General features: G+C 60.5%; 23 protein-coding genes. 12 read left to right on the top strand and 11 right to left on the bottom strand.

Annotation, left to right across the window (positions count from 1 at the left end; translation table 11 throughout):
- Positions 1-153 precede the first annotated feature (153 nt).
- Positions 154-1,710, bottom strand: coding sequence for an MFS transporter (locus ASE89_RS12725; protein WP_236701764.1), 1,557 nt, complete (start codon positions 1,708-1,710; stop codon positions 154-156).
- A gap of 428 nt (positions 1,711-2,138) precedes the next feature.
- Between ASE89_RS12725 and ASE89_RS20490 the strand changes: the two genes are divergently transcribed.
- From ASE89_RS20490 to ASE89_RS12735, 3 genes are all read left to right on the top strand, one after another.
- Positions 2,139-2,312 carry a hypothetical protein gene (locus tag ASE89_RS20490; RefSeq protein ID WP_156348069.1) on the top strand — a complete coding sequence of 58 codons (174 nt, stop codon included), beginning with the start codon at positions 2,139-2,141 and terminating at the stop codon, positions 2,310-2,312.
- 36 nt (positions 2,313-2,348) lie between these two features.
- Positions 2,349-3,326 carry a TerC family protein gene (locus ASE89_RS12730; protein WP_056678290.1) on the top strand — a complete coding sequence of 326 codons (978 nt, stop codon included), beginning with the start codon at positions 2,349-2,351 and terminating at the stop codon, positions 3,324-3,326.
- A gap of 334 nt (positions 3,327-3,660) precedes the next feature.
- A complete protein-coding gene (locus tag ASE89_RS12735; RefSeq protein ID WP_056678294.1) occupies positions 3,661-4,320 on the top strand; it encodes a MipA/OmpV family protein in 660 nt (219 codons plus the stop codon).
- Here the strand turns inward: ASE89_RS12735 and ASE89_RS19910 are convergent.
- Both ASE89_RS19910 and ASE89_RS20495 read right to left on the bottom strand, forming a co-directional pair.
- Entirely contained in the window at positions 4,310-5,068 is a 759-nt protein-coding gene (locus ASE89_RS19910) for a hypothetical protein (RefSeq protein ID WP_236701765.1), read from the bottom strand. The two genes, ASE89_RS12735 and ASE89_RS19910, sit on opposite strands and share 11 nt — an antisense overlap.
- A 223-nt stretch (positions 5,069-5,291) precedes the next feature.
- On the bottom strand, positions 5,292-5,576 hold the full coding sequence (locus tag ASE89_RS20495; RefSeq protein WP_156363480.1) for a hypothetical protein: 285 nt from the start codon (positions 5,574-5,576) through the stop codon (positions 5,292-5,294).
- A 426-nt stretch (positions 5,577-6,002) separates the two neighbouring features.
- Between ASE89_RS20495 and ASE89_RS19915 the strand changes: the two genes are divergently transcribed.
- The 3 genes from ASE89_RS19915 (at position 6,003) to ASE89_RS12745 (ending at position 7,437) form a co-directional block, all read left to right on the top strand.
- On the top strand, positions 6,003-6,155 hold the full coding sequence (locus ASE89_RS19915; RefSeq protein ID WP_327196655.1) for a DUF465 domain-containing protein: 153 nt from the start codon (positions 6,003-6,005) through the stop codon (positions 6,153-6,155).
- 62 nt (positions 6,156-6,217) lie between these two features.
- Positions 6,218-6,697 carry a hypothetical protein gene (locus ASE89_RS12740; protein WP_236701766.1) on the top strand — a complete coding sequence of 160 codons (480 nt, stop codon included), beginning with the start codon at positions 6,218-6,220 and terminating at the stop codon, positions 6,695-6,697.
- Positions 6,694-7,437, top strand: a complete 744-nt coding sequence (locus ASE89_RS12745) for a TorF family putative porin (RefSeq protein ID WP_056678300.1) — start codon at positions 6,694-6,696, stop codon at positions 7,435-7,437. Before ASE89_RS12740 ends, ASE89_RS12745 begins: the two co-directional genes overlap by 4 nt.
- Positions 7,438-7,876: 439 nt before the next feature.
- Here ASE89_RS12745 and ASE89_RS20500 read toward each other — a convergent pair whose 3' ends face one another.
- Positions 7,877-8,026, bottom strand: coding sequence for a hypothetical protein (locus tag ASE89_RS20500; protein WP_156363481.1), 150 nt, complete (start codon positions 8,024-8,026; stop codon positions 7,877-7,879).
- 196 nt (positions 8,027-8,222) lie between these two features.
- Here ASE89_RS20500 and ASE89_RS12750 point away from each other — a divergent pair, with 196 nt between their 5' ends.
- A complete protein-coding gene (locus ASE89_RS12750) occupies positions 8,223-9,635 on the top strand; it encodes a sensor domain-containing diguanylate cyclase (protein WP_236701767.1) in 1,413 nt (470 codons plus the stop codon).
- A 751-nt stretch (positions 9,636-10,386) separates the two neighbouring features.
- On the opposite strand, the gene ASE89_RS12760 is transcribed toward ASE89_RS12750, so the two are convergent.
- The 5 genes from ASE89_RS12760 to ASE89_RS12780 form a co-directional block, all read right to left on the bottom strand.
- Positions 10,387-10,848, bottom strand: coding sequence for a VOC family protein (locus ASE89_RS12760; protein ID WP_056678307.1), 462 nt, complete (start codon positions 10,846-10,848; stop codon positions 10,387-10,389).
- Positions 10,849-11,408: 560 nt separating this feature from the next.
- Complete coding sequence (locus tag ASE89_RS12765) at positions 11,409-11,666, bottom strand: hypothetical protein (RefSeq protein ID WP_236701768.1); 258 nt, start codon at positions 11,664-11,666, stop codon at positions 11,409-11,411.
- 33 nt (positions 11,667-11,699) lie between these two features.
- On the bottom strand, positions 11,700-14,963 hold the full coding sequence (locus ASE89_RS12770) for an error-prone DNA polymerase (RefSeq protein WP_056678314.1): 3,264 nt from the start codon (positions 14,961-14,963) through the stop codon (positions 11,700-11,702).
- Complete coding sequence (locus ASE89_RS12775) at positions 14,960-16,744, bottom strand: Y-family DNA polymerase (protein ID WP_330219059.1); 1,785 nt, start codon at positions 16,742-16,744, stop codon at positions 14,960-14,962. The genes ASE89_RS12770 and ASE89_RS12775 overlap by 4 nt, the downstream gene beginning before the upstream one ends.
- Positions 16,659-17,420, bottom strand: coding sequence for an ImuA family protein (locus ASE89_RS12780; RefSeq protein ID WP_201781552.1), 762 nt, complete (start codon positions 17,418-17,420; stop codon positions 16,659-16,661). The genes ASE89_RS12775 and ASE89_RS12780 overlap by 86 nt, the downstream gene beginning before the upstream one ends.
- Positions 17,421-17,483: 63 nt before the next feature.
- Between ASE89_RS12780 and ASE89_RS21235 the strand changes: the two genes are divergently transcribed.
- Complete coding sequence (locus ASE89_RS21235; protein WP_236701769.1) at positions 17,484-17,852, top strand: hypothetical protein; 369 nt, start codon at positions 17,484-17,486, stop codon at positions 17,850-17,852.
- 205 nt (positions 17,853-18,057) lie between these two features.
- On the opposite strand, the gene ASE89_RS20505 is transcribed toward ASE89_RS21235, so the two are convergent.
- A complete protein-coding gene (locus tag ASE89_RS20505; RefSeq protein ID WP_156363482.1) occupies positions 18,058-18,234 on the bottom strand; it encodes a hypothetical protein in 177 nt (58 codons plus the stop codon).
- A gap of 41 nt (positions 18,235-18,275) precedes the next feature.
- On the opposite strand from ASE89_RS20505, the gene ASE89_RS12790 reads away from it, so the two are divergent.
- From ASE89_RS12790 to ASE89_RS12800, 3 genes are read left to right on the top strand one after another with little or no spacing between them, the layout of a single operon-like run.
- Positions 18,276-18,545, top strand: coding sequence for an HU family DNA-binding protein (locus tag ASE89_RS12790; protein WP_056678321.1), 270 nt, complete (start codon positions 18,276-18,278; stop codon positions 18,543-18,545).
- 53 nt (positions 18,546-18,598) lie between these two features.
- Entirely contained in the window at positions 18,599-19,222 is a 624-nt protein-coding gene (locus ASE89_RS12795) for an SOS response-associated peptidase (protein WP_269082961.1), read from the top strand.
- Positions 19,219-19,632: a hypothetical protein gene (locus ASE89_RS12800; protein WP_056678326.1), complete on the top strand. Its 414-nt coding sequence runs from the start codon at positions 19,219-19,221 to the stop codon at positions 19,630-19,632. Before ASE89_RS12795 ends, ASE89_RS12800 begins: the two co-directional genes overlap by 4 nt.
- Before the next feature lie 114 nt (positions 19,633-19,746).
- Here the strand turns inward: ASE89_RS12800 and ASE89_RS19920 are convergent, their stop codons facing one another.
- Positions 19,747-20,424 (bottom strand): HAD hydrolase-like protein, encoded by a 678-nt coding sequence (locus ASE89_RS19920; protein WP_168427665.1) that lies wholly within the window; start codon positions 20,422-20,424, stop codon positions 19,747-19,749.
- 312 nt (positions 20,425-20,736) lie between these two features.
- Between ASE89_RS19920 and ASE89_RS12805 the strand changes: the two genes are divergently transcribed.
- Positions 20,737-22,086 (top strand): PAS domain-containing protein, encoded by a 1,350-nt coding sequence (locus tag ASE89_RS12805; protein ID WP_082451486.1) that lies wholly within the window; start codon positions 20,737-20,739, stop codon positions 22,084-22,086.
- The last annotated feature ends 54 nt before the right edge of the window (positions 22,087-22,140 follow it).

Consider the following 22,140-nt stretch of genomic DNA (forward strand, 5'->3'; position numbering starts at 1 on the left):
CATAGAACGGACCCAGATATACGCTAAGCGCCGACAGGTCTGCTTGGGTGTCCGAAAACACCTGTTTGTCGTGCAGTCGTGATTACGACTGGGTTTTTCACACATTTGACCGCTGAAGGAGACACTCCGCGCAGGTCGATATGAAGCCGACAGCTAAGCCGTTGCTTCCAGCTCACGTAAGCTGCGGCCGCGCGTCTCTCTACCTGAGCGTCCGATCAGTACCGCTGACAGCGTCATTGGTATGATCAACGCGATCGCCGCGCCCCCCATCGTCGGGATCAATCCAGCGAAGGCCCCCAGCTGGACAGCAACGCCACCAAATTTGCTACTACCCGCGATAAGCCCGGTAGCGCGTCCACGTACGCGTAATGCGTAGTTTTCGGCTGCATAGGGAAGTAGCACGGCGATTAATCCGTTTGTGCCAACCACCAGTAACGCGATCACTGCGATGAGCAGTGGTGGCCAAGCCAGGGTAGGCGCCGGCAGTAGGGCTCCGGCAAGCCCGGCGAGTGTGAGAAGCACAGTGCCGATCAGAGTGCGCTTGCTGCTCCAACGGCTGTAAAGGAAGGCCGCGATCATGATCGTGGGCAGGGCAACAAGTGCTGAGCTGGCGATAATGCCGCTTGCAATCTCGGCACTGAAGCCTCGATCTTGAAGATCCGAAGGCAGCCATAGCAACAAGCCGAAGTTGACGAAGCTCCAGGACAGGGCCGTGATCACCAGGGCGATGGTCAATTCGCGGTGGTGAGCCGCTGCGCTGCCAGCGTCCGCTGGGGCTTCTTGTGGCGCACGCCTGACGATGCCAAACTTTCGAGCCATGTCAGCTAGCTCGGCGTCCATACCCCGTTCCAACAGAAAGCGCGGGGACTCAGGAATCCACCTTGCCATCGCAAGCAGCAGCAAACCGGTGGGAAAGCCCTGCAGCCACAAGCTACGCCAGCCGAACAGGGGCTCGAACAGATGCGCTGCACCGCTAGCTGCGAGGTAGCCACCGACCAGTCCCGTGCCACCAACCAGCACAAGAACCCAGCTTCTGTGCCGTGGAGGCATGATCTCCGCCAACAGCGTGTAGACAACGGGCAGCATTCCGCCAGCCGAGCACCCCATCAGAAAACACATGACCAGGTTCCAGCTGTAGGAAGGCATAGCGCCGCAGATGGATGTCGAAACGAACAGGATCGTCGACAACAGGATCGACACACGCCGACCATAGATGTCCGCAAGCCACCCCCACAGAAACGAGCCAACTGTGGTCCCCGTAAGGGCAACGAACGGAAGCAGGGCAACGGTCGATTTAGCGAGCCCATACTCGCCACGCATGCCGGGGAGCACGAAGCCGAGCGTTGCTGGCTTCATAGTGTCGATGATGAGCCCGAGGGTAAGCACCAGCAGAACGGCAGCATGCGAGCGCGTCAGAGGGGTATCATCGGGCGCTTCATATGCGACGCCAACGGCTGCCCTGTGATCAGGCCGTTTCTTGGGTAAAGCGCCAAATATAGCTGCCGGCACGCCGATACCGATCAGCGCCATGCCTAGATACATCCATCCGTCCATAGCCATACCCGAAAGGTGATTGCCCATCGTATGGGCCATCGCGAGCATTGGTAAGTGAAAGGCCACCCCAACGCTGATCGCCGCACAGCCTGCCCAGAAGAGCGGCCAGCGCTCGCCGACAACCGAGTTTCCGCGGCTGCTAATGCCATTCGCCATTTATTCCCCCCCACCAGCAGTAGCGACATACGCCGCACGGCTTGCCTGCTGCAAGCAGAGCACCTGCCGGCGGGGCACGTTGCGGCTTATGGCTGGCCGAATGGCTTTCAGGCTTGCGGCTCGCCAAACTGAGCGTCCAGAAAGGGGCGTTTTCGACCGATTCATCTTCCCGATCGGCGTGATGTTTTGGGATGAGAAGTGCGGCAGATTGAGCGCAGACTACGGTCGTTATCAAATATTGAAACTGCTTGATCACCGCAAACCGTAACCTATCTATAAAAAGCGGGCCGGGCCCCTCTGACAATTTCCCTTGGGTGATTGTGATGTCGGACCGCATCGGGTTATCTCGATATAGGCCTGGCCGCTTTGCCTCCTGTCGTCGTTGATGATCCGATCTTTCGATCACCGATTGAAAAGAGGCTCTGAGCATGGAAACCAACAGACTCGCCGAACTGCATCAGCAGTTGGACGAGCGCGCGCGTATCGCGATGGCGCGCCGAACTCCAATTTCTCCAATTCTGCTGCAATTGAAGCGCTTTGAGTTGCACTTGGAAGGTCGCTTGTGCGCACCACCGCGAGATACCTGCCCTCCTGATCGCTGATCCCGCCCCACGTCATCACGTTTGTCAGAGGTCCCCATGCCTGAGCTGCTTTCCTTATTATTCCTTGGTACGCCTGTCTGGATGTGGCTGGCATTTCTCGGCATCGTCGCAACGTTGCTGATCCTCGATCTGGGTGTCTTGCACCGCGGACAACGAGAAATTGGGGTACGCGAGAGCCTTGCATTGTCAGCAAGTTACATCACGCTGGGACTGGCGTTCGGCGGATGGATTTGGTGGTATATCGGGCCGACTGCCGGCCTCAACTACGTGACGGGCTTCGTCATCGAGAAGAGCCTTGCGATGGATAACGTGTTCATCATCGCCATGATCTTCGGCTACTTCGCCATCCCCCGCATCCACCAGCACCGTGTATTGTTCTGGGGCATCCTGGGTGTCATTGTCCTGCGTGCAGTGATGATCGGTTTTGGTGCGGCATTGGTCGATCGGTTCGAATGGGTATTATACGTCTTTGCTGCCTTCCTGGTTTTCACCGGTATCAAGATGTGGCTGACTGCAGACACGGAATATGACGTGGCCAGTTCGCCCGTTTTACGCTGGGTTCGCCAGCGCATGCCGGTTACCGACCAACTTCACGGGGAACGTTTCTGGGTGAAAGAGCAGGACCCAGCGACGGGGCGCATGCGCCGGATCGCTACGCCGTTACTACTGGCTCTGGTCATGATCGAATGCGCTGACGTCATCTTTGCGGTCGATTCCGTGCCGGCCATCTTCGCGATCACAACGGATCCATTCATCGTCTACACGTCGAACATCTTTGCTATCCTTGGGTTACGCGCGCTCTATTTTGCGCTCGCCGCGATGGTCGACCGGTTCCATTACCTTAAATACGGCTTGGCCGCGTTGCTGGTATTTATCGGCTCGAAAATCTTCGTTGCCGACATGTTCGGGCTCGCCAAATTCCCGCCCGCAGCGTCGTTGGCGGTAACCTTTGCGATACTGGGTTGCGGCGTCGGCTGGTCCCTGTGGAAAACGCGAGCGGCTGCTTCGGCCTGAGTTTGAACGCGTCCGCCGGCATTGAAAGCGGACCGGTCATACGCTGTGGGTATAGCCGTACTCCATCTACCGGGACTGGCGTTTACGACGCGCGGGGATAAGGTGGCTGCTGACATGACCGACCGACCGTCATCAACGGGGCCGAAAAAAGGGATAAGGATGCGCTCCGCTCTAACCATCCTTGCGCTAGTCTCTGCTCAACCCTGCTTCGCGCAGACGGACCTGCGGCCGCCCCCCCCCCGCAGGTCGGCCTTTGGAGGCAGGCACTGCCGGATGGAGCATCACCGTCGGCGTCGCACCAGTCTTAAGCCCTGCATGGCAAGGCTCGCGAGACATGGCCTTGTCGATCTTTCCCGACCTGCGGATCAACTACAAGGACACCATCTTCGCTTCGATCCCCGACGGTTTGGGTTGGAACGGGGTGAACCGGGACGGGTGGAAGGCAGGACCGCTCGCCAAGCTCCGCTTTGGGCGGGATGAAGAGCGCGGGGGATCGCCGTTCCTCATTACAGGCGGGAGTGACGCGCTACGCGGCCTCGGCGACGTAGATGCAGCTGTTGAGGTGGGAGGCTTCGTCGAGAAACGGGCTGGGCCATGGCGTGGACGGATCGAGGTTCGTCGCGGCTTCGGCGGGCATGACGGCGTTGTCGCCGACGGGTCAGTTGCTTACCAGGCGCGCCGGGGACGGACCATCATCAACATCGGGCCTCGCGCAACGCTGGCAAGCCGCGAGTATATCGAGACGTATTTCGGCATCGATGCGCTCCAGTCGCGACGGTCCGGACTTAGACCGTATTCTGCGTCAGGCGGACTATTGTCCTACGGTGTAGGCGGTACCGTAATTCGTCCCCTAAACCGGCGAAGCGCCATCACGCTTTTCACTGGCCTGGATCGACTAGGTCAGAACGCAGGCGATTCACCCCTCATCCGCGAACGCGGGCGCCGGACCCAATTCACCCTAGGTCTCGGCTACGGATTTAGTTTCAACCTGTAATCGAACCAGACGCATATACCCTGCGCCGGTAGCCAGCGACCAAGCCTGAAATAACGAGGATCGCGGCAGCGCCGGTTGCTACGGCAATAGGTCCTGCAGCTTGGCCACCTGCAGCGAAGATAGCAGCAAGCGCCCAAAGGAAAACAGCTGCGTACGGTAGATTACCACGTCCTCGGACCAGCACGGTGGCCGCGATGAGTCCAGCAATCACGATCACCGCTGCACCGATCCCAGGAGCGGCTGCACCGCCCTCCACGCCGTGATATTTCAAGCTAGCCGCGATGTTGACGGTGGTAGCGGCGGTCAACCATGCGGCGAGCGCGCTCAACGGAAGGTACGCGCACCACCACGCAGTTTTCGACACCGTCGCATTCGACAGGGCATGATAGGCAACGATCAGGCACGTCAGCGTGAAGGTAATGATCAGAACCGATACGAAACTTAACCCGTAAAACTGCGTGTAAGCAGCCCAGAGTGCATTTCCCAAAAATGCGCCAGCTGCCGGCCAGCGCAGGTGATGAAGCAACGTATTTTGGCGCTGTGCGGGCATTGCCTGATAAACGGCAAACACTGTGGCGCCGAGGTAGAGCGCGCCCCAGATCGAGAATGCCCAGCCTGCCGGGGTTATCAAGGTTCGGACCGCCAGAGACCGGGATCCGATAGGCTCACCGATCCCGATCTGCGGTAACACAGGCGTCAAAATTTGAAGCGCTGCTGTCAGCGGCACCGCGAGATGCGGCAGACTCAACGCGGTCCGTTGGGGTAAGGTATTTGTTACCATTTTTCCACAACGGCCGATCGGCTTACGCGTTGCAATGTCACAAAGGAACTCGCTCGCATTCAGAGCTATCGTACCTAAACGGTCCTCGGGCGCCTGACATATTGTCATTTACCCGAGGCTTCAGTGGGACGACCCAGAGGCCTTTATCCACAATCCCGGTTGCGACGCGAAGGCGGTATCTTATCGTGTTCTAAAGTACGGAGGATAAGACGCAATATACCAGCACCGGTACGCCAACCAAAACGATCAAAAGTAACAGGTTGAGCTCCATAAGTCGGCTCAGCCAGTCCTTACCTTCATTCTGCCGGGCTTCGGCATCAGCCTTAGAATAGCCTTCTACGATTTCCAGATCGAATTTGTTCGAGAAAAAGCTTTGTGGGCGCATCCGCAGGAAAGGCTGAGGTGCTGGATTGGCAGTTTGATGCTGACGGTCATCCTGACACAAATCGTCGGATTTCGAGGATTGGTTTTCCACTACACGGTTTCCACTTATTCGAGATCATGGGCGCGCAGAACGCGTCCCAAAGGTCAGATCGAATAAAGCCCGAACTCGAACGGCAATGGCCGCGAGCTCGGGCTAAGCGCGTGCGGCGAGTTGGCCGGCGTGGTCGCGGAAACGCTTATGTGTCGCAGGAGCGTACATGTCAGTAACATCGGGGACCCGTGTCCTAATGTCAACTCGTGCGAATCCATTCGCTCTCCTATTGACCTTGACCGGCGAAACCCTAGCTTGAGGGAGCGGGCCGGGCCCCTCTGGCGATCGTCTCAGGACGAACGTGATGTCGGACCGCATCGGGTTATCTCGATGTCTAGGCCTGGCCTGTTCGCCTGCTTTCATCGCGACTGATCCGATCGTTCAATCGTTGGTTGGAGAGCGGCTTTGCCTATATTTTCTCACAAATTGACCCAGTTGCATGCCCGGCTGGATGAGCAGATCCGCGTCGAGATGAAGCGACGCATGCCCGATACCTTGCGGCTATTTCGGCTGAAGCGGCTGCGTCTCGACGTGAAGGATCGCCTGCACGCACGCGCCTTGCGGCCGGAGTTCAGCTGAACCGACACGCTAAACCATCGTTGTAGAATTATCGTCCGTAAGGATTGGCTTCACCGATCAGAATGGATCGGGATGGCAAAAGGAGAGCGAAAATGGCCTGTTTTCTAACTGCCGGCTTGGTGCTTGCTGCTACCGGGGCGGCCCTTAGCATGCCCGTCGATCATCAGAACCAGGTGGATCACCGCAGCGGTCCGGTCGCCGTCAAATATCGCGGCGACGTGGTCATCACCCATAAGCAGGTGGGCGCGGTTGCACCTGGCGGAAGACCGTCGTCGCTACGCTGCGACTGGGCGGCGAGTATGTCGGTGGCGCGACACGCGGTCGCGGCATCGGGTACCAGGCTGGTGCGCAGCATGAACAGCGAACCGGTGATTTCGGGCACCCGGCCCGGCTGGTGCGTTGCGAGCCATGGCGCGATCAAGAAGGAGGTCGCGACAAAGTCCGCGGACATGCAGCAGCATCTGGTAAAGCTGGCGCAGGAAGACGAGCAGATGCTGCGCGCCGAGCTTGACCGGATCCACGGTCCGCAGCGCGCAGGATGATCCGGCGCGTTCGATTGGCGGGCGTGCTCGGTGCCGCAAGTTGCGGCCTGATCACGCCCGCGTTTGCACAAGATGCCGGGTCGGTAACCTTGGAAATGATGAGCGAAGAGGAACGGCGCGGGCTGAGCTGGAGTGAGGGACGTGCCGCGCTGGCGGGCGATATTCGCGTCTCGCGCGGCCGGCTCGATGCATCGGCGCGCGTGGTAACGCTTCGGAACAGCGTGCGACACGGTGGCGCCGATGCGGTCGTCGACCTTTCGGTGGGAACCGACTGGGATCTGGGTGCGGTGCGTATCCGCACCGACGCCACCGGCCACGCATTCGCGGGGGCGCGGGGCCGCATGGACTATGTCGAGGCCGGCGTATCGGCAAGCTATGCCTATGGTCCGCTCTACGCCACGGTCGGCGTGATCGGCGCGCCGTCGCAGCGCGCGATCGGTGGCAGCAACGTGTATGTCTATGCGAACGCCAATGCCGGTATTCCCGGTACGCCGCTGACGATGCTGGCCGAGGTCGGCCACTCTTCCGGCAGCGTCCGCGACCCCATCCGGATGGAGCGTCTTCGTCCGGGCGGCAGTTACACCAACTGGCGGCTGGGTCTCGAGCATCGTCGTGACCGTCTGACGATCGGCGTCGATTATGTTGGGACTGACGTCTCCCGCACCGCCATCGCGAGCAGGTTTGCCGATCGACGCAACGCTGGAGACAGAATTTTAGGGCGCGTCCAGGTTTCGTTCTGACGATTACCGCGGTCAGCGAGTGCCAATTAACGCTGATGTGTACACGAACTGCCTCAGCAGCACCGTCTGTATATGTTTAACAAACGGCCGGGGCTGTTGAAAATAGTCTGACGTCGGGCTCCTGATCGTCTCGACCGGGATCGATTCCGAGAACGCCCTATCCGTCTCGATCATCGTTCGGTTGCGGGATTAGAAGTCGTGGATAGTAAGTTTTGCTGGCAAGCGATCTTGTTTGCTGGTTCCTTCAATATATCGGGCTGATTGCTATTAAAAGGGCCGTGAAAATCTATCGGAGATAGCAAGCAACGCCGTTGCGTTCGAAGGCAGCTATGGATATGCGTGCCTACCAACGGTTGATCGCCAGCATACGCGACCGCCAAAGCTTCACAGATAATCGTTATTAGACGTTCGAGGTGCTGAGCGGTTGTTTCGCCGTCCATCATGGCTTCAAAGCCTTGATCATTTTGGCGTACCCGGCAGCACGAGCCAGATGAGCGATGCGAGCTGAAACGTCGTTACTGGCTTCGGCCTGTTCCCGCGCGCGCGCTTCGTTATGAACAAGAGTGCTCAGATCGCTCGAATTGGACACGTTTATGCTCCTATCAAGCGGGAGCGCTCCAGCGTCTCTCAGTCGCCGCCATGCCATTAGCGAGTCGCGGCGATGTACCGACCCTGTACATGCCGTTAACCCGATGCCAACCTCACTTATGCTACCGTCTCCCATGGTAAACATAACCGGCATAGTCGACGAGATAGCGCGGCTGGACGCGCTTCGTGCTCTCGATATGCTCGACACTCCCCCTGAAGCCGAGTTCGACGCCATCGCTGCAGGGGCGCGGCACCTCTTTGGCTGCAAGTTCGCTTTCGTTTCGTTAGTTGACGCGGACCGGCAGTGGTTCAAGGCAGCGTGCGGCCTTGAGGCTAGCGAGACATCACGAGATGTGTCTTTTTGCACCCATACTATCGCAGCCGACGATCTGCTCGTCATTGCGGACACGCGCGACGACCCGCGCTTTGCAACCAATCCTATGGTGGTGGAAACACCCTTTGTGCGTTTCTATGCAGGCGTGCCGTTGCGAGTGACACCATCAGGAGGAGGTGCCGCGCTGCCGATCGGCACCTTGTGCGTGGCTGACGACAAACCGCAGGATCCGACCCGCGAAAAGCTGGAGATACTCGCCGGTATGGCACGGGTCGTCGAAGCGCTGCTTGAGGCGCGCCGGACCAGCAAAGAGAACCTACAGCTGGCGCTTGATCGCCAAGAGGCCCTTGGTGACATGGCCCGCACGCACAGACTGCTCCAGCACGCCGAACGCATGGCAAGGATCGGGTCGTGGCGCCTCGAGCTTGAAGGCGGACGGATACACTGGGCCGATCAGACCTACGCGATCCACGGCCTGACGCCGGGCTCGCAAGCGCAGCTTGCCCTAGCTATGCAGTTCTACCCTGAAGACGATCGTGCGAAGCTGGAAGCAGCGCTAGACCGCTGTGTGCGGCAAGGGACTGCATGGGATCTGGAGCTGAACTTCACAGATGCGCAGGGGCGGCCCCGTCGCGTGCGCACATTGGGTGAGATCGATGAGCGCGCCGGTAAGCGTGTCGCCGTCATGGGAGTGATCCAGGACATCACGGACCGGTACCAATTCGAGCGCCGCCTGGTTGCGGTAGCTCGAACCGACGAATTGACCGGCATACCAAGCCGACGCGCCTTTAACGAAGAATTGGAAGCTGCGCTCGATCGCGCCCGGGAAGGCACACCGCTTGCTATCGCAATCATCGATCTGGATCGGTTCAAGGAGGTCAACGACCGGCTTGGCCATGCGACCGGGGACAAGGTTTTGCAGGTGATGGCCGCCAAGCTGCAAGCAGTACAGTATCTGGGCGATCACTTCATCGCCCGACTTGGCGGGGACGAGTTCGTGCTAATCCTGCGCGGACGGCGTACGCAGGAAGAGCTCGTCCAAGACATCGCGCGATTGCTGGCGGATTTACGCTACGACGTACCTGACGACCGTAACGTTATAATGGTGTCCGCGACGATCGGAGCCTGTGCCTATGGTGCCAGCTATGTCGATCGGGCTTCGTTGCTCAAAGAGGCAGACGAGGCTCTGTACCGTGCGAAGCGGATGCAGCGAGGCACGGGCGCTATTGCAGGCAACAGCGCCCATATCCAAAATTTGGTTGGTGAGCCGCGTTAATCTGCTTTGACCCCGGCACCTGGTTGGCGAGAATAGGATTCAGGCATTTTGCATGTGACAAGAGGCCGATAAGCACCGGACTGATGAAGATCCCCGTCTTGCTGGTATCCGGTGTCCTGTACTGGCTTTTCGTCTGCTGGGTGACAGGCGCGGCGGAACCCTGGGATGCCGACGCCTACTGGCGTCTCTGGTACCCCGCCTCGTTGGGCCTAGCGGCGCTAACAGGGGCAGCGTTCAAGACGAGGGGGTGGATGGCAGGATTCATCCTGACGTTTGCCCAGCTTCCTGTGATATGGCTCACCGCCGGGACTATCTCGCTCTGGGTAATCGGCCTGGCAATGTCCTGCGTCCTCGCTGTGCCGGCTGTCGCAATCTCAGGTTTTACCGGCTGGTTTGCGGCTCGCTCACGACCGTTGTGACAGGTCGCGAATGGATCCGCCTGTGCATCAGTAAAGATCATGGTAGGACCCGTTCGCCCGGGCTGGACGGTGCCCTTACCCGCCTTCCCACAAACGAACCGTTGAATGAGAAGGCCGCCCGCCCCGACCGATGTGTAAACGCCCACGCTTTCTGTCGGTCTTCTGACGCGCTCGTTGTCGTCCGTGTCTCGGCGCGCAGTAACTAGGAATGTCCGGGTTCGGAAGGAAACCGACCCGTCCGCTTTCGGGAAGGCGGGTGGCGATAGCCGACATTGGGCAGCTGCAGCCTTTCCCGAAAAGGAGGGTGAAGCGGGAAAACGTCCGCCGGCCCATTAACGGGCTGGCGGCTGCATAAGCTCTATCATGATATGATCGGGGCCTGAAATGTAGGCAACCAACGTTCCCTTCCTTGGCCCACCCGCGATCGGCAACGGACTACCCTTCGCCTTCCATCCTGCTGCCTCGACGCGGGCAATAGCGACATGGCTATCGTTTACGGCCAGAGCCAGGTGGGCCGCACCGATCGCCCCCGCGCTGTTGGGCACCGCACCGTTCTGGCGCCCTTTTGAATATTGCAACAGTTCGACGACATAGCCGTCCGGTGCCCTGACGATCGCCGTTTTGACATTAGGATTATCGACACCGGTCACCTGATGCAGGAAATCGCCCCCCATTTCCGATTGCCGCTCAAGTGTGAAACCGAGCGCTTCCGTCCAGAAGCGAACGGCTTCGTCTAAAGACAATACGGCGAAGCCTGTATGGTCCACGGCAATAACGTTTACGGCGTCTGTCATTACTTCACTCTTACTTGGCCGTGCTTGCGATGTCAGGACCTGCGCCGGCTTCAACCGACACCAACAGCATGGCGGACATGATCATCATGGTGACGCTTTAACGCTTGAGCTTCTTCCCGAAAAGGAACTCATAGCGGGACAGTCGCCGGGGCGATCACGGCGAAAGCCGTCCAAGGCACTCCGTTTCCCAAAATCCGTTCCCGATTGCTCTTTCCCGAAATGGCCTGTTGGAGACGTAGAAACGGGAAAGATCGTGCCGGTTTCGGGAGCCCGGATCGCCATCCCCAACGTCCGCTAATGGGCGGCAACAACCAAGCTGCCACTGGGCGCCGACTGCCCGCCACGCCCCGTCGCAAAACACATGATTTTCGATGGCACCCCTGAAGTGCTGGACGCAGCCAATAATCGAGAGCCAGGGTGCGCGACAAACCCTGTCGCTTTGTCTCACTAGTCGGAAACCCGATTTTGGAGGTTTTCCGTCATTGCCTATCGTTAGCGAAAAACTGGAGCCGTTCTGTGTACCGCCCGCCCCTCGTGCTTCGCCTGGTTCATAGCGCTGGTCATGGCGGCGTGACTTCCTCGTAGCAGCCGGCCCGACGGAGCTGGCGAACGATCCCGTTGAACGCAGCAGTGACGCCCTGAGCCCGGCCAATTTCGTTGTCCTGCGCCGCCGCGTCCCAAAACAAGGTGAGTGGCCATTTCTCGGGGCAATGCGGCAACAGGCAACGAAGAGCGAGGCGGATCTCCGGCACATCAACGCGGACCTCGGAACAGCGAGTGACGCCGGTACGCAAAATATGCACGGACAGCGCGATCACGACACGCTGATGCCTCGGCAAATTCGACACCGATCAATGGAAGTCATGCGACTTGAACCGCATGACCTCCTCCGGGCCCATGCCGTCTGCGTGGGGCGGCCAGTATTGGTTGCGTGGTTCAGGATTCCATCCCTTGTCGCCACGGTCGGGCGAGCCGGGATGTTGCGCGGCATCGCCGCGCCCGGTCCGGTGCGGAAACGACATGTCGCCAACGCGGTGGAGGAGGTCGCCGTGGTCGACGATCCGGCTGCAGATCACATGGATGATCTCGCCTTCCTTCTGGACCTGCCCCTTCATGCCGACCATCGATGCCGACATGATCGTTCGACGTTGTGCCTCGAAACGATCGGGCCAGAGGATGCCATTAGCGATGCCCGTTTCGTCCTCGATCGTGATGAACAGCACGCCCTTGGCGGAGCCAGGCTTCTGACGGACCAGGACAATGCCGGCGACCTCGACGTATCGGCCATCCCGGATGTTGGCGAGATCGGCGCATTTGGTGACGCCGCGCCTAGTCAACTCGTCGCGCACGAACGTCAGCGGATGCGCGCGAAGCGAGAGCTGCAGCGCCCGGTAGTCCTCGATCACCTCTCGGCCGTCGGTCAACGGCCGCAGTGCGACGTCTGGCTCGAGGCCTTCCGCACTGAAGGTCTCGGCTGATCGATCAGCTGCCGCGAAAAGCGGCAGCGGAGCCTCGCCGAGCCCCCTCACCTTCCAAAGACCTTGCCGACGATCGACGCTGAAGCCGTGGAAGGCATCGCCGTCAGCCAGCTTTTCGATCGCCGCGCGCTGCACGCCAGACCGGCGCCAGACGTCCTCGACGCTCTCGAAGGGTGTGATCGTACGCGCGCCAACGATCTTCGCGCCATCAGCGTTCGACAGGCCGCGGATCTGGCGAAGGCCGAGCCGCACGGCAAGGTAGCGCGCCCCTGTCTTCTCCAGCGTGCAGTCCCAGCGGCTGGCATTGACGCATGGCGGGCGGACCTCGACGCCGTGGTCGCGCGCATCGCGCACAATTTGCGCTGGCGCGTAAAAGCCCATCGGCTGCGCGTTCATCAGTGCGGCGCAGAACACGTCGGGATGGTGATGCTTCATCCACGATGATGCGTAGGAGATCTTGGCGAATGAAGCCGCGTGGCTCTCGGGGAAGCCGTAGCTGCCGAAGCCCTCGAGCTGACGGAACGTGCGCTCGGCGAACTCGCGCGGGTAGCCGCGTTCGACCATGCCCTCGATCAGCTTCTCGCTGAAGTGCGAGACCCCGCCTGTGAACTTGAACGTCGCCATCGCGCGGCGCAGCTGGTCCGCCTCGGCCGCGGTGAATCCGGCACCGACAATCGCGACCTTCATCGCCTGCTCCTGGAACAGCGGCACGCCGAGGGTCTTTTCCAGCACCGCACGCAGCTCGGGTCGCGGATATTCCGGCTTCTCCAGCCCTTCGCGTCGGCGCAGATACGGATGGACCATGTCGCCCTGGATCGGTCCCGGCCGCACGATCGCGACCTGAATGACCAGATCGTAGAAGCGGCGCGGTTTCATCCGCGGCAGCATGCTCATCTGCGCGCGACTCTCGATCTGGAAGGTGCCGAGCGTGTCGGCCTTGGAGATCATCGCGTAGACGTCGGGATCGTCGTCCTGCAGGTCGGCAAGCCCTACCCGCAGCCCTTTGTCCGCCTCGAGCATGTTGAAGGCGCGGTTCATGCAGCCCAGCATGCCGAGGCCCAGCACGTCGACTTTCATGAACTTCAGCGCATCGATGTCGTCCTTGTCCCACTCGATGATCTGCCGGTCTTCCATTGCAGCGGGCTCGATCGGGACAAGATCATCGAGGCGGTCATGCGTCAGGACGAACCCGCCTGGGTGCTGCGACATGTGCCGCGGCACGCCGATCAGCTTGCGGGCCAGTTCCAGCGTCAGGCGCAACCGGCGATCGCCGATGTCGAGGTTCAGTTCTTCGACCTGCTTCTCGCCGACGCCGTCCGCGGACCAACCCCATACAAGCCCCGCCAGGGACGAGGTAAGATCTTCCGGCAGGCCAAGCACCTTGCCGACGTCACGCACCGCACCGCGCGCGCGGTAGCGCGTCACTACGGCGGTCAGCGCGGAGTGGTTGCGACCGTAGGTCTCGTAGATCCACTGGATGATCTCTTCGCGGCGCTCATGCTCGAAGTCGACGTCAATGTCGGGCGGTTCACGACGCTCCCCTGACACGAACCGTTCGAACAGCAGCTCATGCTTGATCGGATCGATCGAGGTGACGCCCAACACGAAGCAGACGCACGAGTTGGCAGCCGATCCTCGTCCCTGACACAGGATACCGCGCCGGCGGGCTTCCCGCACGATCGCGTAGACGGTGAGGAAGTACGGCGCATAGCCAAGCTCACCAATCAGTCGCATTTCGTGCGTTATCTGATCGGTATAGGCCTGCGGCACGTCGTCATCGAACATCCGCTCGACCGCTTCTGTCGCTAGCTGCTGGAGCGCTTCCTGGGCCGTCAGGCCATCGATCAGCTGTTCATGCGGGTACTGATACTGAAGCTCGCCAAGATTGAAGGTGCAGATCCGCGCGATTTCAACGCTCGCCTGCAGTGCGTCGGGGTAGGCGCGGAAGCGCCGGACCATCTCGTCGGGCGATTTCAGCGCGCGATCGGCGTTCACCTCACGGCGATAGCCAAGCTCGTCGACGGTGCATTTCTCGCGCACCGCCGTGACCACGTCCTGCAGCAGCCGCGCTTCGGGCGCGTGGTAGAGCACGTCGCCGGTCACGACCGCGCGCACTGCCGCTCCACCAGCTTGTCGCGCCAGCGCATCGATGCGGACCGCGTCGCCCGGCCGACGCCGCTGGAACAGCGCCATGTAGCCCCGACGCCCGTAGATCGCCTTGAGGTCCTTCAGCGCAGCGAGGTTCTCTTCGTCCGCCTCATGCGGAAGCAGAATGGCGACGACGCCTTCAGACCATGGCTCCAGGTCATGCCAATGAAGCAGGCAGCCGCCCTTTCCCGCTCGCTTTTTGCCGACGGTGAGCAAGCGGGTGATCCGTGACCAGGCCGGACGATCCGTTGGGTAAAGCAGCAAGCGACGGCCGCATGATAGATCGATGCGCGTGCCCGCGATCGAGCGGACGCCAGTGGCTTTCTGCGCTTCCCATGCGCGCACAACGCCGGCGACCGTGCCGATGTCGCTGACGCCGATCGCCGGGTAGCCAAGCACGGCAGCGGCCGCGAACAGCTCGTCCGGACTGGACGCCCCGCGGAGCAGTGAGAAGTGCGTCAGCACCTGAAGCTCGACATAGTGGGTCATCCGAAGACCCCGTGCATCCACCAGGACAGGTCGCCGGTGTCGTCTTCGAAGCCGTCGCCACGCCGGAACACCCAGTAACGGCCACCAGTCTCGTCCTCGACGCGGTAATAGTCGCGGACAGCCCACACTTCCGCATCGCGCCGCCACCATTCGCCATGAACGCGTTCGGGACCGTCGCCGCCAACCACCTTGTACGTCGTGCCGCGCCACTCAAAGCGCCGTGGAGGTTGGTCGGGCATCAGGGCGATCACGCGATGCAGTGGCTCTGGATGCGCGAAGAGACGGATCGGCCGCTTCCACTCTGGCCAAGTCCCCGGCAGCTCATTGGGATCGGATTTGACCACGGCCCGCTCCGGGACATGGCTTTCGACGGGAGCGATGCGGAAGACCGAGTGCATCCCGATTCTGCCTGCGATCAGGTCGACCAGGCGTGCAGGGTCGCGCACCAGCGTTTCACCAGCGAGGACGGCGCCGAGATCAACCGCGTCGAGCGGCTCCGTGTGCGGCGCCACCATTTGAAACTGCTCGAGGCCCATGCCGGGATCGATCCGCTCGATCCGCAGCTTCAGCAGCCGCAGGAGGTGAGAGACCTCCCGTGTCGGCCGGGATGTGCCGACAGCCACGATTTGCTCCGTGCCATCGACGCGCATTCCCGTCAGGCGGAGCGAGCGTGCTCCAACGCCTTTCGCCCGCAGCAGCACGACAAGATCGCCCAAGAGGTCACCCATGACCTGTTCGATCGCCTCAGCAGTGCTGATCGGCTCCAGTAGCCGGCGTTCGACCGCCGGGACCTCGATGTCCTCTCGCGGGGTGATTGGCTCTGCGACACCGCCCAGGGCTTGATCCAGGCGTGTGATGGTCGGCAGTCCGAGACGGCGCGCGAGGGGTCCGCGCGCGACCGGGAGGAGATCCGCGATCCGCTCGAAGCCAAATTTGCGTGCCGCGGTCAACGCCGTGGGCGTCAGGCGCAACGCGGCGATCGGCAATGGGCTGAGCGCCTCGACCGTACCGTGCGGCTCGACGCGAGTAAGATCTGCTTTGCCAAAACGGGCCAGCGCGTGGGCGGCCCCCGGCGTATCGGCGACCGCGACGCGCGCCGTGAAGCCTGCACGACGGCAAAAGGCGAGCAGACGACGGCAGAACCGCTCTTCTCCGCCATGGAGGTGATCGCAGCCCGCGAGATCGATCCAAAGACCATCAGCCGGTGTAACAGCCGCGATCGGCGACCAGCGCCTTACCGCAAGCAGCGCAAGGCGATCGAGGAGTGCGGCATCGGCTTCCGGCTCGATCGGACGGAAGTCGAGATCGGAGACAAGCGCGCGTGCATGAGTGGCGGCCATGCCAGAATGGATGCCGAGCGCCTGCGCGCCAGTGCAGGCAGCGACGACCTCCTCCCGTCGGCCGACCTTGCCAATGAGAGCGAGCGGCGCGTGCTGGACCGGGGGCATAGCTGGCGTGACGATCCGCAATGCAGGCGCATGAGCCTTGTACGGGTGGCTCGCTGCTTCCGATCGCCGGCCAAGCTCTCGCATGGGCGGCTGCGCGTGGACAGGAAGCGACGCGATCTGCGCCTCGACCTCTTCACGCGACTGCGCACTGGTTCGCGCCCAGCGGGCGCCAGGCCGCCAACCGCCGCCCCGTGGCACCGAACATGCACCCTGATCATCGTCGACCGGCAGCTGCAGGGCGGGCCGCTCAGGCGGCCGCGTAGCGGGCCGTTCCAACCGTCTCAGCCGCTCGATGGCCAAGTTCGGCAGGAACAGCGAGACGACCCGTCTCATCGCTGCCCTCCAGTATAAGGGAAAAGCCCTCACCGCCACGTTGCCGCGCCAGTTCGACCGTCCATCTCGCTCGCCCTACACCCGCGACGTCCAGCCGCGCCGAAGGCGCGGAGCCGATCCGCCAGCGCGTCCACGCGGCGGATGGTTCGGAAAAAGGATCCTGGTCACGACCGCGGCGACGGCGAAGGAGCAGCACTGGCATGTCGGCTTCAGCCGCGACTAACTGCAGGCGGCGGGTTGCGACCATCGATACCTTGCTTGCCTCCGCAACGATCGCCGACGGCGTGCCATCGCGAACCGCATCCTCGATCACAGCGAGCAACGCCACGTCATCATAGGGCTGAGCATAGATGACATCCGACGAGGACAGGCCTGCCTGCGCCAAAGCCGGAGCGTAGAGGTCGGTGCGACACGTGGCCCACAAGATAGGGCCGCTGGCGTTGGTAGCTTCACGCGCCGCAATTCCGGCAAGGAACAGCGTGCTTGCGGCGTCATCCACCAGCGATCCGCTACGCGCCGTCGCCTCGTGAAGCGCGCCGGCACGTAAACCCCCAGCCCCAAGTCTGCTGTCGATCGCAGCCACGCCGAACGGCAGCACGCGGTAGTCGGTGACCGGCGTGGCGATCGTCCGCAGGTGGGCAAGGCTGGTTGCAAGGGACTCGGGGGCGGGGGACATCATGGTCTAAGACTCTACTCGTTCTCTTTATGTTCCGTTACCAAGTCCTACATTGCAAGGGCTTTGATCGTCCCGATCCGGGCTAATGACCTGCCCTTCCCCTCGGCGCACGGAGAGGAACGAAAAAAATACGGAACGGCAACAAATGGCGAATTATCGCTTCCGTTTGGTCGTACGGTGACTCATATAATCGTCATGCCGATCCGCCCCGAGAACCGCTGGCTCTACCCGATTGACTGGCGGCAGCTGTCGCAGACGGTCCGGTTCGATCGCGCCGGTGCCAAGTGCGAGGGATGCGGCCGGCCACATCTGCGCCGTGTGGTCCATCTCGGCGACGGACGCTGGTGGGACGCCGATGTCCGATGCTGGCGCTCGGACCGCGGCAAGCGCATTTCGCTGAAAGCCGGGTTCATGCTGGCTTCAGTCGGGTGACCTATGTCGTCCTGGCCTGCGCGCACCTCGATCACGACCCGGGCAACAGCGCATCTTCGAACCTTAAGGCGTTATGTCAGCGCTGCCACATGATCCATGATGCAGCCGAGCATCGCTGGCAGCGCTGGTGGAACGTCTTTCGGCTCCGCGCGATCCGCGATCTCTACGAGGATCCTCGCGTCACGCGCGAACGCATCGCCAACCGCTAAAGATCGATGTTTCGGGCGCGCATCGCTTCGGCTGCAAGGTCGGCGATCGGCCCCTGCCCTGAGGTAGCCTCATAGACTTCGGCGACATCGTGATCAGCGAGCTTATCCAGCATCAGCCGCACAGCCGCGGCGCTGGCGTCGTCCAGTACGGTCTTTGTCTCGTGGTTCGCCATGGCTAAGGTCCCGCCAGTGTTTCCAACGGAGTACGACTAGCATGAACGTAAGTGACCTGGCCAAGGGCGTCGCGGAAGCGACCGGTTCGAACGATGCCGACGCAAAGAAGGCGATCACGGCCGTGTTCGACCAGATCGCGGCAGCAGCTGTGAAGGGTGAGGAGGTGTCGATTCCAGGGTTCGGCAAGTTCACCGTAAAGGACCGCCCGGAGCGCGACGGTCGCAACCCAGCAACCGGCGAAGCGATCAAGATCGCCGCCTCGAAGAAGGTTGTGTTTACGGCCGCCAAGGGTCTGAAAGACAAGCTGTAAGACGCGTGCGCCGGCGAGTAATCTCGTCGGCGCCAACCCAAGGGACAGGCTCCGTGTGTAACCGGTATCGTATGACGGCAAAGGAGGTCGACCTTGCGGTAACCTTCGGTATCCGGCCCCCTTATGAGAAGGACGAGGAATACCCTGTCGGTGACATCTTCCCCACCGGCAAGAAGACCCCGTTCTACGGCAGGGTGATCGTGCAGGACGGAGCGGAGCGGAAGCTTGAGCGGATGGAATGGGGTGTGCCAACGCAGGTGCCCAGCGCGCGTGATCCTTCGATCAAGCTTACCAAGTACGTGACCAACGTGCGGAACCTGAACTCGAGTTTCTGGCGTTCAATGCTGACTACTCCGGCGCGTCGCTGCCTGGTGCCTGTCACGGCCTTTTCAGAATACGGGATTGCCCCGGGCGAAGACGGGAAGAAGCCGCTGCACTGGTTCGACGTGCCCAGCCGCCCGGTCTTTGCTCTTGCAGGGATCTGGCGTCCGACCGAGCGCGGCAATGCTTACGGCTTCCTGACGACCGAGCCGAACGCGATCGTGGCGCCCATCCATCCAAAAGCTATGCCGGTCATCCTGCACGACGACGATTACGATCGTTGGCTGACAGCACCTTGGGACGAACTGAAGGAGCTCGCCGTGCCTTACCCGTCGCAACTCATGCGGGTCGCATGACCGTGCTGAGCAGTGATGCGGTCGAGGTCATCAATCGGAACGCGCTCGTCACAGTTGCACTGAACCAAGGATATAACGCTTTTCTCCCTGTCTACGACAACGGCATTGATCTCATCTTGCACAACGAGACAACCGGCGACACGAAGCTTGTTCAACTCAAGGGGCGCTGGACAATCGACAAGAAATACTTGGGCCGGAATATCTGGATCGCCTTTCCTGACCGGGGGGAGTGGTACGTTGCGCCGCACGACCTGATGGTCGAGCATGGAACGAAGCACACTGCGACACAAAGCTGGGCAGCAGGCACCTACAGTAAGTCGCCACTGAGCAAGGCAGATCGACTGTACCTGACTGGGTATCGCTTCGGCGATCCGAGAATGCTCAACGATGCCGCTGCAGCGGAAGGGTAGCAACATTTCTGTCAGAGGGCGGCAACTGCAGCGGTGACGTGTTTCATCAAGATCGCTGATGCTATCAAGTCGGTCGATCGATCTTGCGCTGATTGCAAATGCCATCAGCCACAATTATTTGCCGATATCAGTCAGCAACAGCTTTAAGACGTGCGACGGCAGGTCGCGGAAGCTATTTAAGATCCTCACCTTTGCCCGACGCGGCATGATTAAAAGGTTCGCGGGGTCCATGATGATACAAGGTATTTTTGCTGCATTTGCTGTTTCGAGGTCGATAGTGGTGTCTCCTACAAAGACAGCCCGTCTTGTTCGTTCGCCGACTGCGGCAATCAGAGGAAGTCGATTAGGTTTACGAACAGTAAAGGTGTCCCCGCATATGACCCGATCAAACATATTTTGCCAGCCAAGGGTTTGTAAAAGGGGGTACGTCAGTATCGCAAGCTTATTGGTGCAAAGTGCAAGCCGCACCCCGCTTTTCTGCAACGTAGTCAGCGCTTGATCAACGTCTTTCCAAGGATGAATCGAGGATGGTCCGTTATCAATATGGTGGGCCATGAATGTGGGGAATGCATCGTCAAAACTTAGTTGTTTAGCGATACCCGACTGAATGAGTGGGTCTTTCACGACCATTTCGATGCCACGGCCCATGAAGCTGCGTACCTGTGCAACGGAGAACGGCACCGCCCCATACCTTGAAATTAACCAATTTACCGCGACAGTGATAGCTGGTGCAGAGTCCGCCAACGTTCCGTCAAGGTCAAACACTACTACCGGAGCGGGGATACTTTCCATTTTCACTTTCATGCAAGTCGTAAACGGTTAAATGTTAAATGAACGGTAGCCGCAATCTCTATCTGTTCAGCCGCTAGTGAATAGTATATGCGTCGCTCTTTTGTTCAATAGACAGCCCCGTCTTCCCTGCCTTGATCGCCACGTCTGTAATGTAGGTAAGCTCAAATCGTACTTCAGAACGCCTGGTCATACGTTAAAAAGAATACCGACGCTTGCAGCTGCCCGTGATTAAACAAATTTATTCTTAAGTGCTTGGTTGATCGACATTCCGTCTCTCACCCTCCCGATCTCGTCCTTGCCGATTGAGGCCCGATGGTCGTCAGCGATCCAACGCTACCGGATAACCCGCTGGTTTACGTCAATCGCGCGTTCGAGGCTTTGACGGGGTTCTCGGCGGTCGAGGTTGTTGGCCGGAACTGCCGTTTCATGCAGGGACCGTTGACCGATCAGGCCGACGTCCGACGTATGAAGGATGCGGTCGCTAGCCGCGAGCCGATCGATATCGACCTCCTGAATCACCGTCGTGACGGCACGCCGTTCTGGAACCGCCTCATGGTCGCGCCCGTGCATGACGCGACCGGCAGCCTACGCTACTTCGTTGCATCCCAGCTCGATGTCACGCTCGAGCGGCACGGGCTGTTGCAGTTGGAACGCGACCGCGACACGCTAAGTGCCGAGCTGGCGAAGCGTGAAGTCGCTTTGGCCGAACGAGAAGCGCGCCTGGCGCCTGCGCTCGATGCTGGCGGACTGGGCACTTGGACCATCGACCTGCCAGAATGGCGGCTCAGCTACTCGCCAAGTTGCCTGACGAACTTTGGAAGGCCGGCCGGAGAGATATTATCGGCGGAAGGCTTGTTGGCCTGCGTGCACCCAGAGGATCGCGAACTCGTCAGATCTTCGCTGAACAGCGCTATCGAGCATGGCATGCGGTATAACGTCGAATACCGCATATTGACGCCTGAAGGCGAGCAACGCTGGATCCATTCCCAAGGCTCGCTGCAGCGCCGTGCGGATGGCACGCCGTTGGCGGTTTCGGGCTTTTCGAGCAATGTTTCAGCTCGCAAATTCGCCGAGGAGCAACGTTCGGTTCTGGCCCATGAACTAACACACCGCGTGAAGAACACACTTGCGACGGTCAGTGCCGTTGTCAGTCAGACGCTACGCGATGCTGGGTCCCTTGCTGAGGCTCGGGATGCGGTGTCGGGCCGCATCGCTAGCCTCGCGTCTGCGCACGAACTGCTGCTCAAGGACGAGATCGAAGGCGCGGCAATCGGTGAGATTGTCGAGCGGGTGCTGGCGCCGTTCATGGATAGCAACGGTCGACGGTTTTCCGCTGTCGGCCCGACGATACGGCTGACCCCGGAAGTGACACTTGCGTTGTCTATGGCACTGCACGAGCTGGCGACCAATGCGATCAAATATGGAGCGCTCTCGGTACCGGAGGGTCAGGTGAGCATACGCTGGGACCTGAACGGCAATGCAACCGAACGCCGACTTACCTTCTCCTGGGCGGAGCAGGATGGACCTATCGTTGCTATACCAACACGTGTTGGATTTGGTACGAGAATGATTGAGCGCGTCCTGTCACGCCACATCCGCGGCAAGGCGGAAATCCAATATTTGCCGGAAGGTGTTCGCTTCGCAATCGAAGCGCCGATCTGAGCTCTCGACCTTGTCTGACATTTATTAACGCCGTGGCGGGCCCATTGCGTGACC

Source organism: Sphingomonas sp. Leaf30, assembly GCF_001422525.1.
Classification (GTDB): Bacteria; Pseudomonadota; Alphaproteobacteria; order Sphingomonadales; family Sphingomonadaceae; genus Sphingomonas; species Sphingomonas aerolata.

What these genes read in the sequence shown, in the direction of transcription:
- ASE89_RS12725 (WP_236701764.1), bottom strand. Translation starts at nt 1,710, where the DNA reads ATGGCGAATGGCATTAGCAGCCGCGGAAACTCGGTTGTCGGCGAGCGC.
- ASE89_RS20490 (WP_156348069.1), top strand. Translation starts at nt 2,139, where the DNA reads ATGGAAACCAACAGACTCGCCGAACTGCATCAGCAGTTGGACGAGCGC.
- ASE89_RS12730 (WP_056678290.1), top strand. Translation starts at nt 2,349, where the DNA reads ATGCCTGAGCTGCTTTCCTTATTATTCCTTGGTACGCCTGTCTGGATG.
- ASE89_RS12735 (WP_056678294.1), top strand. Translation starts at nt 3,661, where the DNA reads ATGGCCTTGTCGATCTTTCCCGACCTGCGGATCAACTACAAGGACACC.
- ASE89_RS12740 (WP_236701766.1), top strand. Translation starts at nt 6,218, where the DNA reads ATGGATCGGGATGGCAAAAGGAGAGCGAAAATGGCCTGTTTTCTAACT.
- ASE89_RS12745 (WP_056678300.1), top strand. Translation starts at nt 6,694, where the DNA reads ATGATCCGGCGCGTTCGATTGGCGGGCGTGCTCGGTGCCGCAAGTTGC.
- ASE89_RS12750 (WP_236701767.1), top strand. Translation starts at nt 8,223, where the DNA reads ATGCTCGACACTCCCCCTGAAGCCGAGTTCGACGCCATCGCTGCAGGG.
- ASE89_RS12760 (WP_056678307.1), bottom strand. Translation starts at nt 10,848, where the DNA reads ATGACAGACGCCGTAAACGTTATTGCCGTGGACCATACAGGCTTCGCC.
- ASE89_RS12770 (WP_056678314.1), bottom strand. Translation starts at nt 14,963, where the DNA reads ATGACCCACTATGTCGAGCTTCAGGTGCTGACGCACTTCTCACTGCTC.
- ASE89_RS12775 (WP_330219059.1), bottom strand. Translation starts at nt 16,744, where the DNA reads ATGAGACGGGTCGTCTCGCTGTTCCTGCCGAACTTGGCCATCGAGCGG.
- ASE89_RS12780 (WP_201781552.1), bottom strand. Translation starts at nt 17,420, where the DNA reads ATGTCCCCCGCCCCCGAGTCCCTTGCAACCAGCCTTGCCCACCTGCGG.
- ASE89_RS20505 (WP_156363482.1), bottom strand. Translation starts at nt 18,234, where the DNA reads ATGGCGAACCACGAGACAAAGACCGTACTGGACGACGCCAGCGCCGCG.
- ASE89_RS12790 (WP_056678321.1), top strand. Translation starts at nt 18,276, where the DNA reads ATGAACGTAAGTGACCTGGCCAAGGGCGTCGCGGAAGCGACCGGTTCG.
- ASE89_RS12800 (WP_056678326.1), top strand. Translation starts at nt 19,219, where the DNA reads ATGACCGTGCTGAGCAGTGATGCGGTCGAGGTCATCAATCGGAACGCG.
- ASE89_RS19920 (WP_168427665.1), bottom strand. Translation starts at nt 20,424, where the DNA reads ATGGAAAGTATCCCCGCTCCGGTAGTAGTGTTTGACCTTGACGGAACG.
- ASE89_RS12805 (WP_082451486.1), top strand. Translation starts at nt 20,737, where the DNA reads ATGGTCGTCAGCGATCCAACGCTACCGGATAACCCGCTGGTTTACGTC.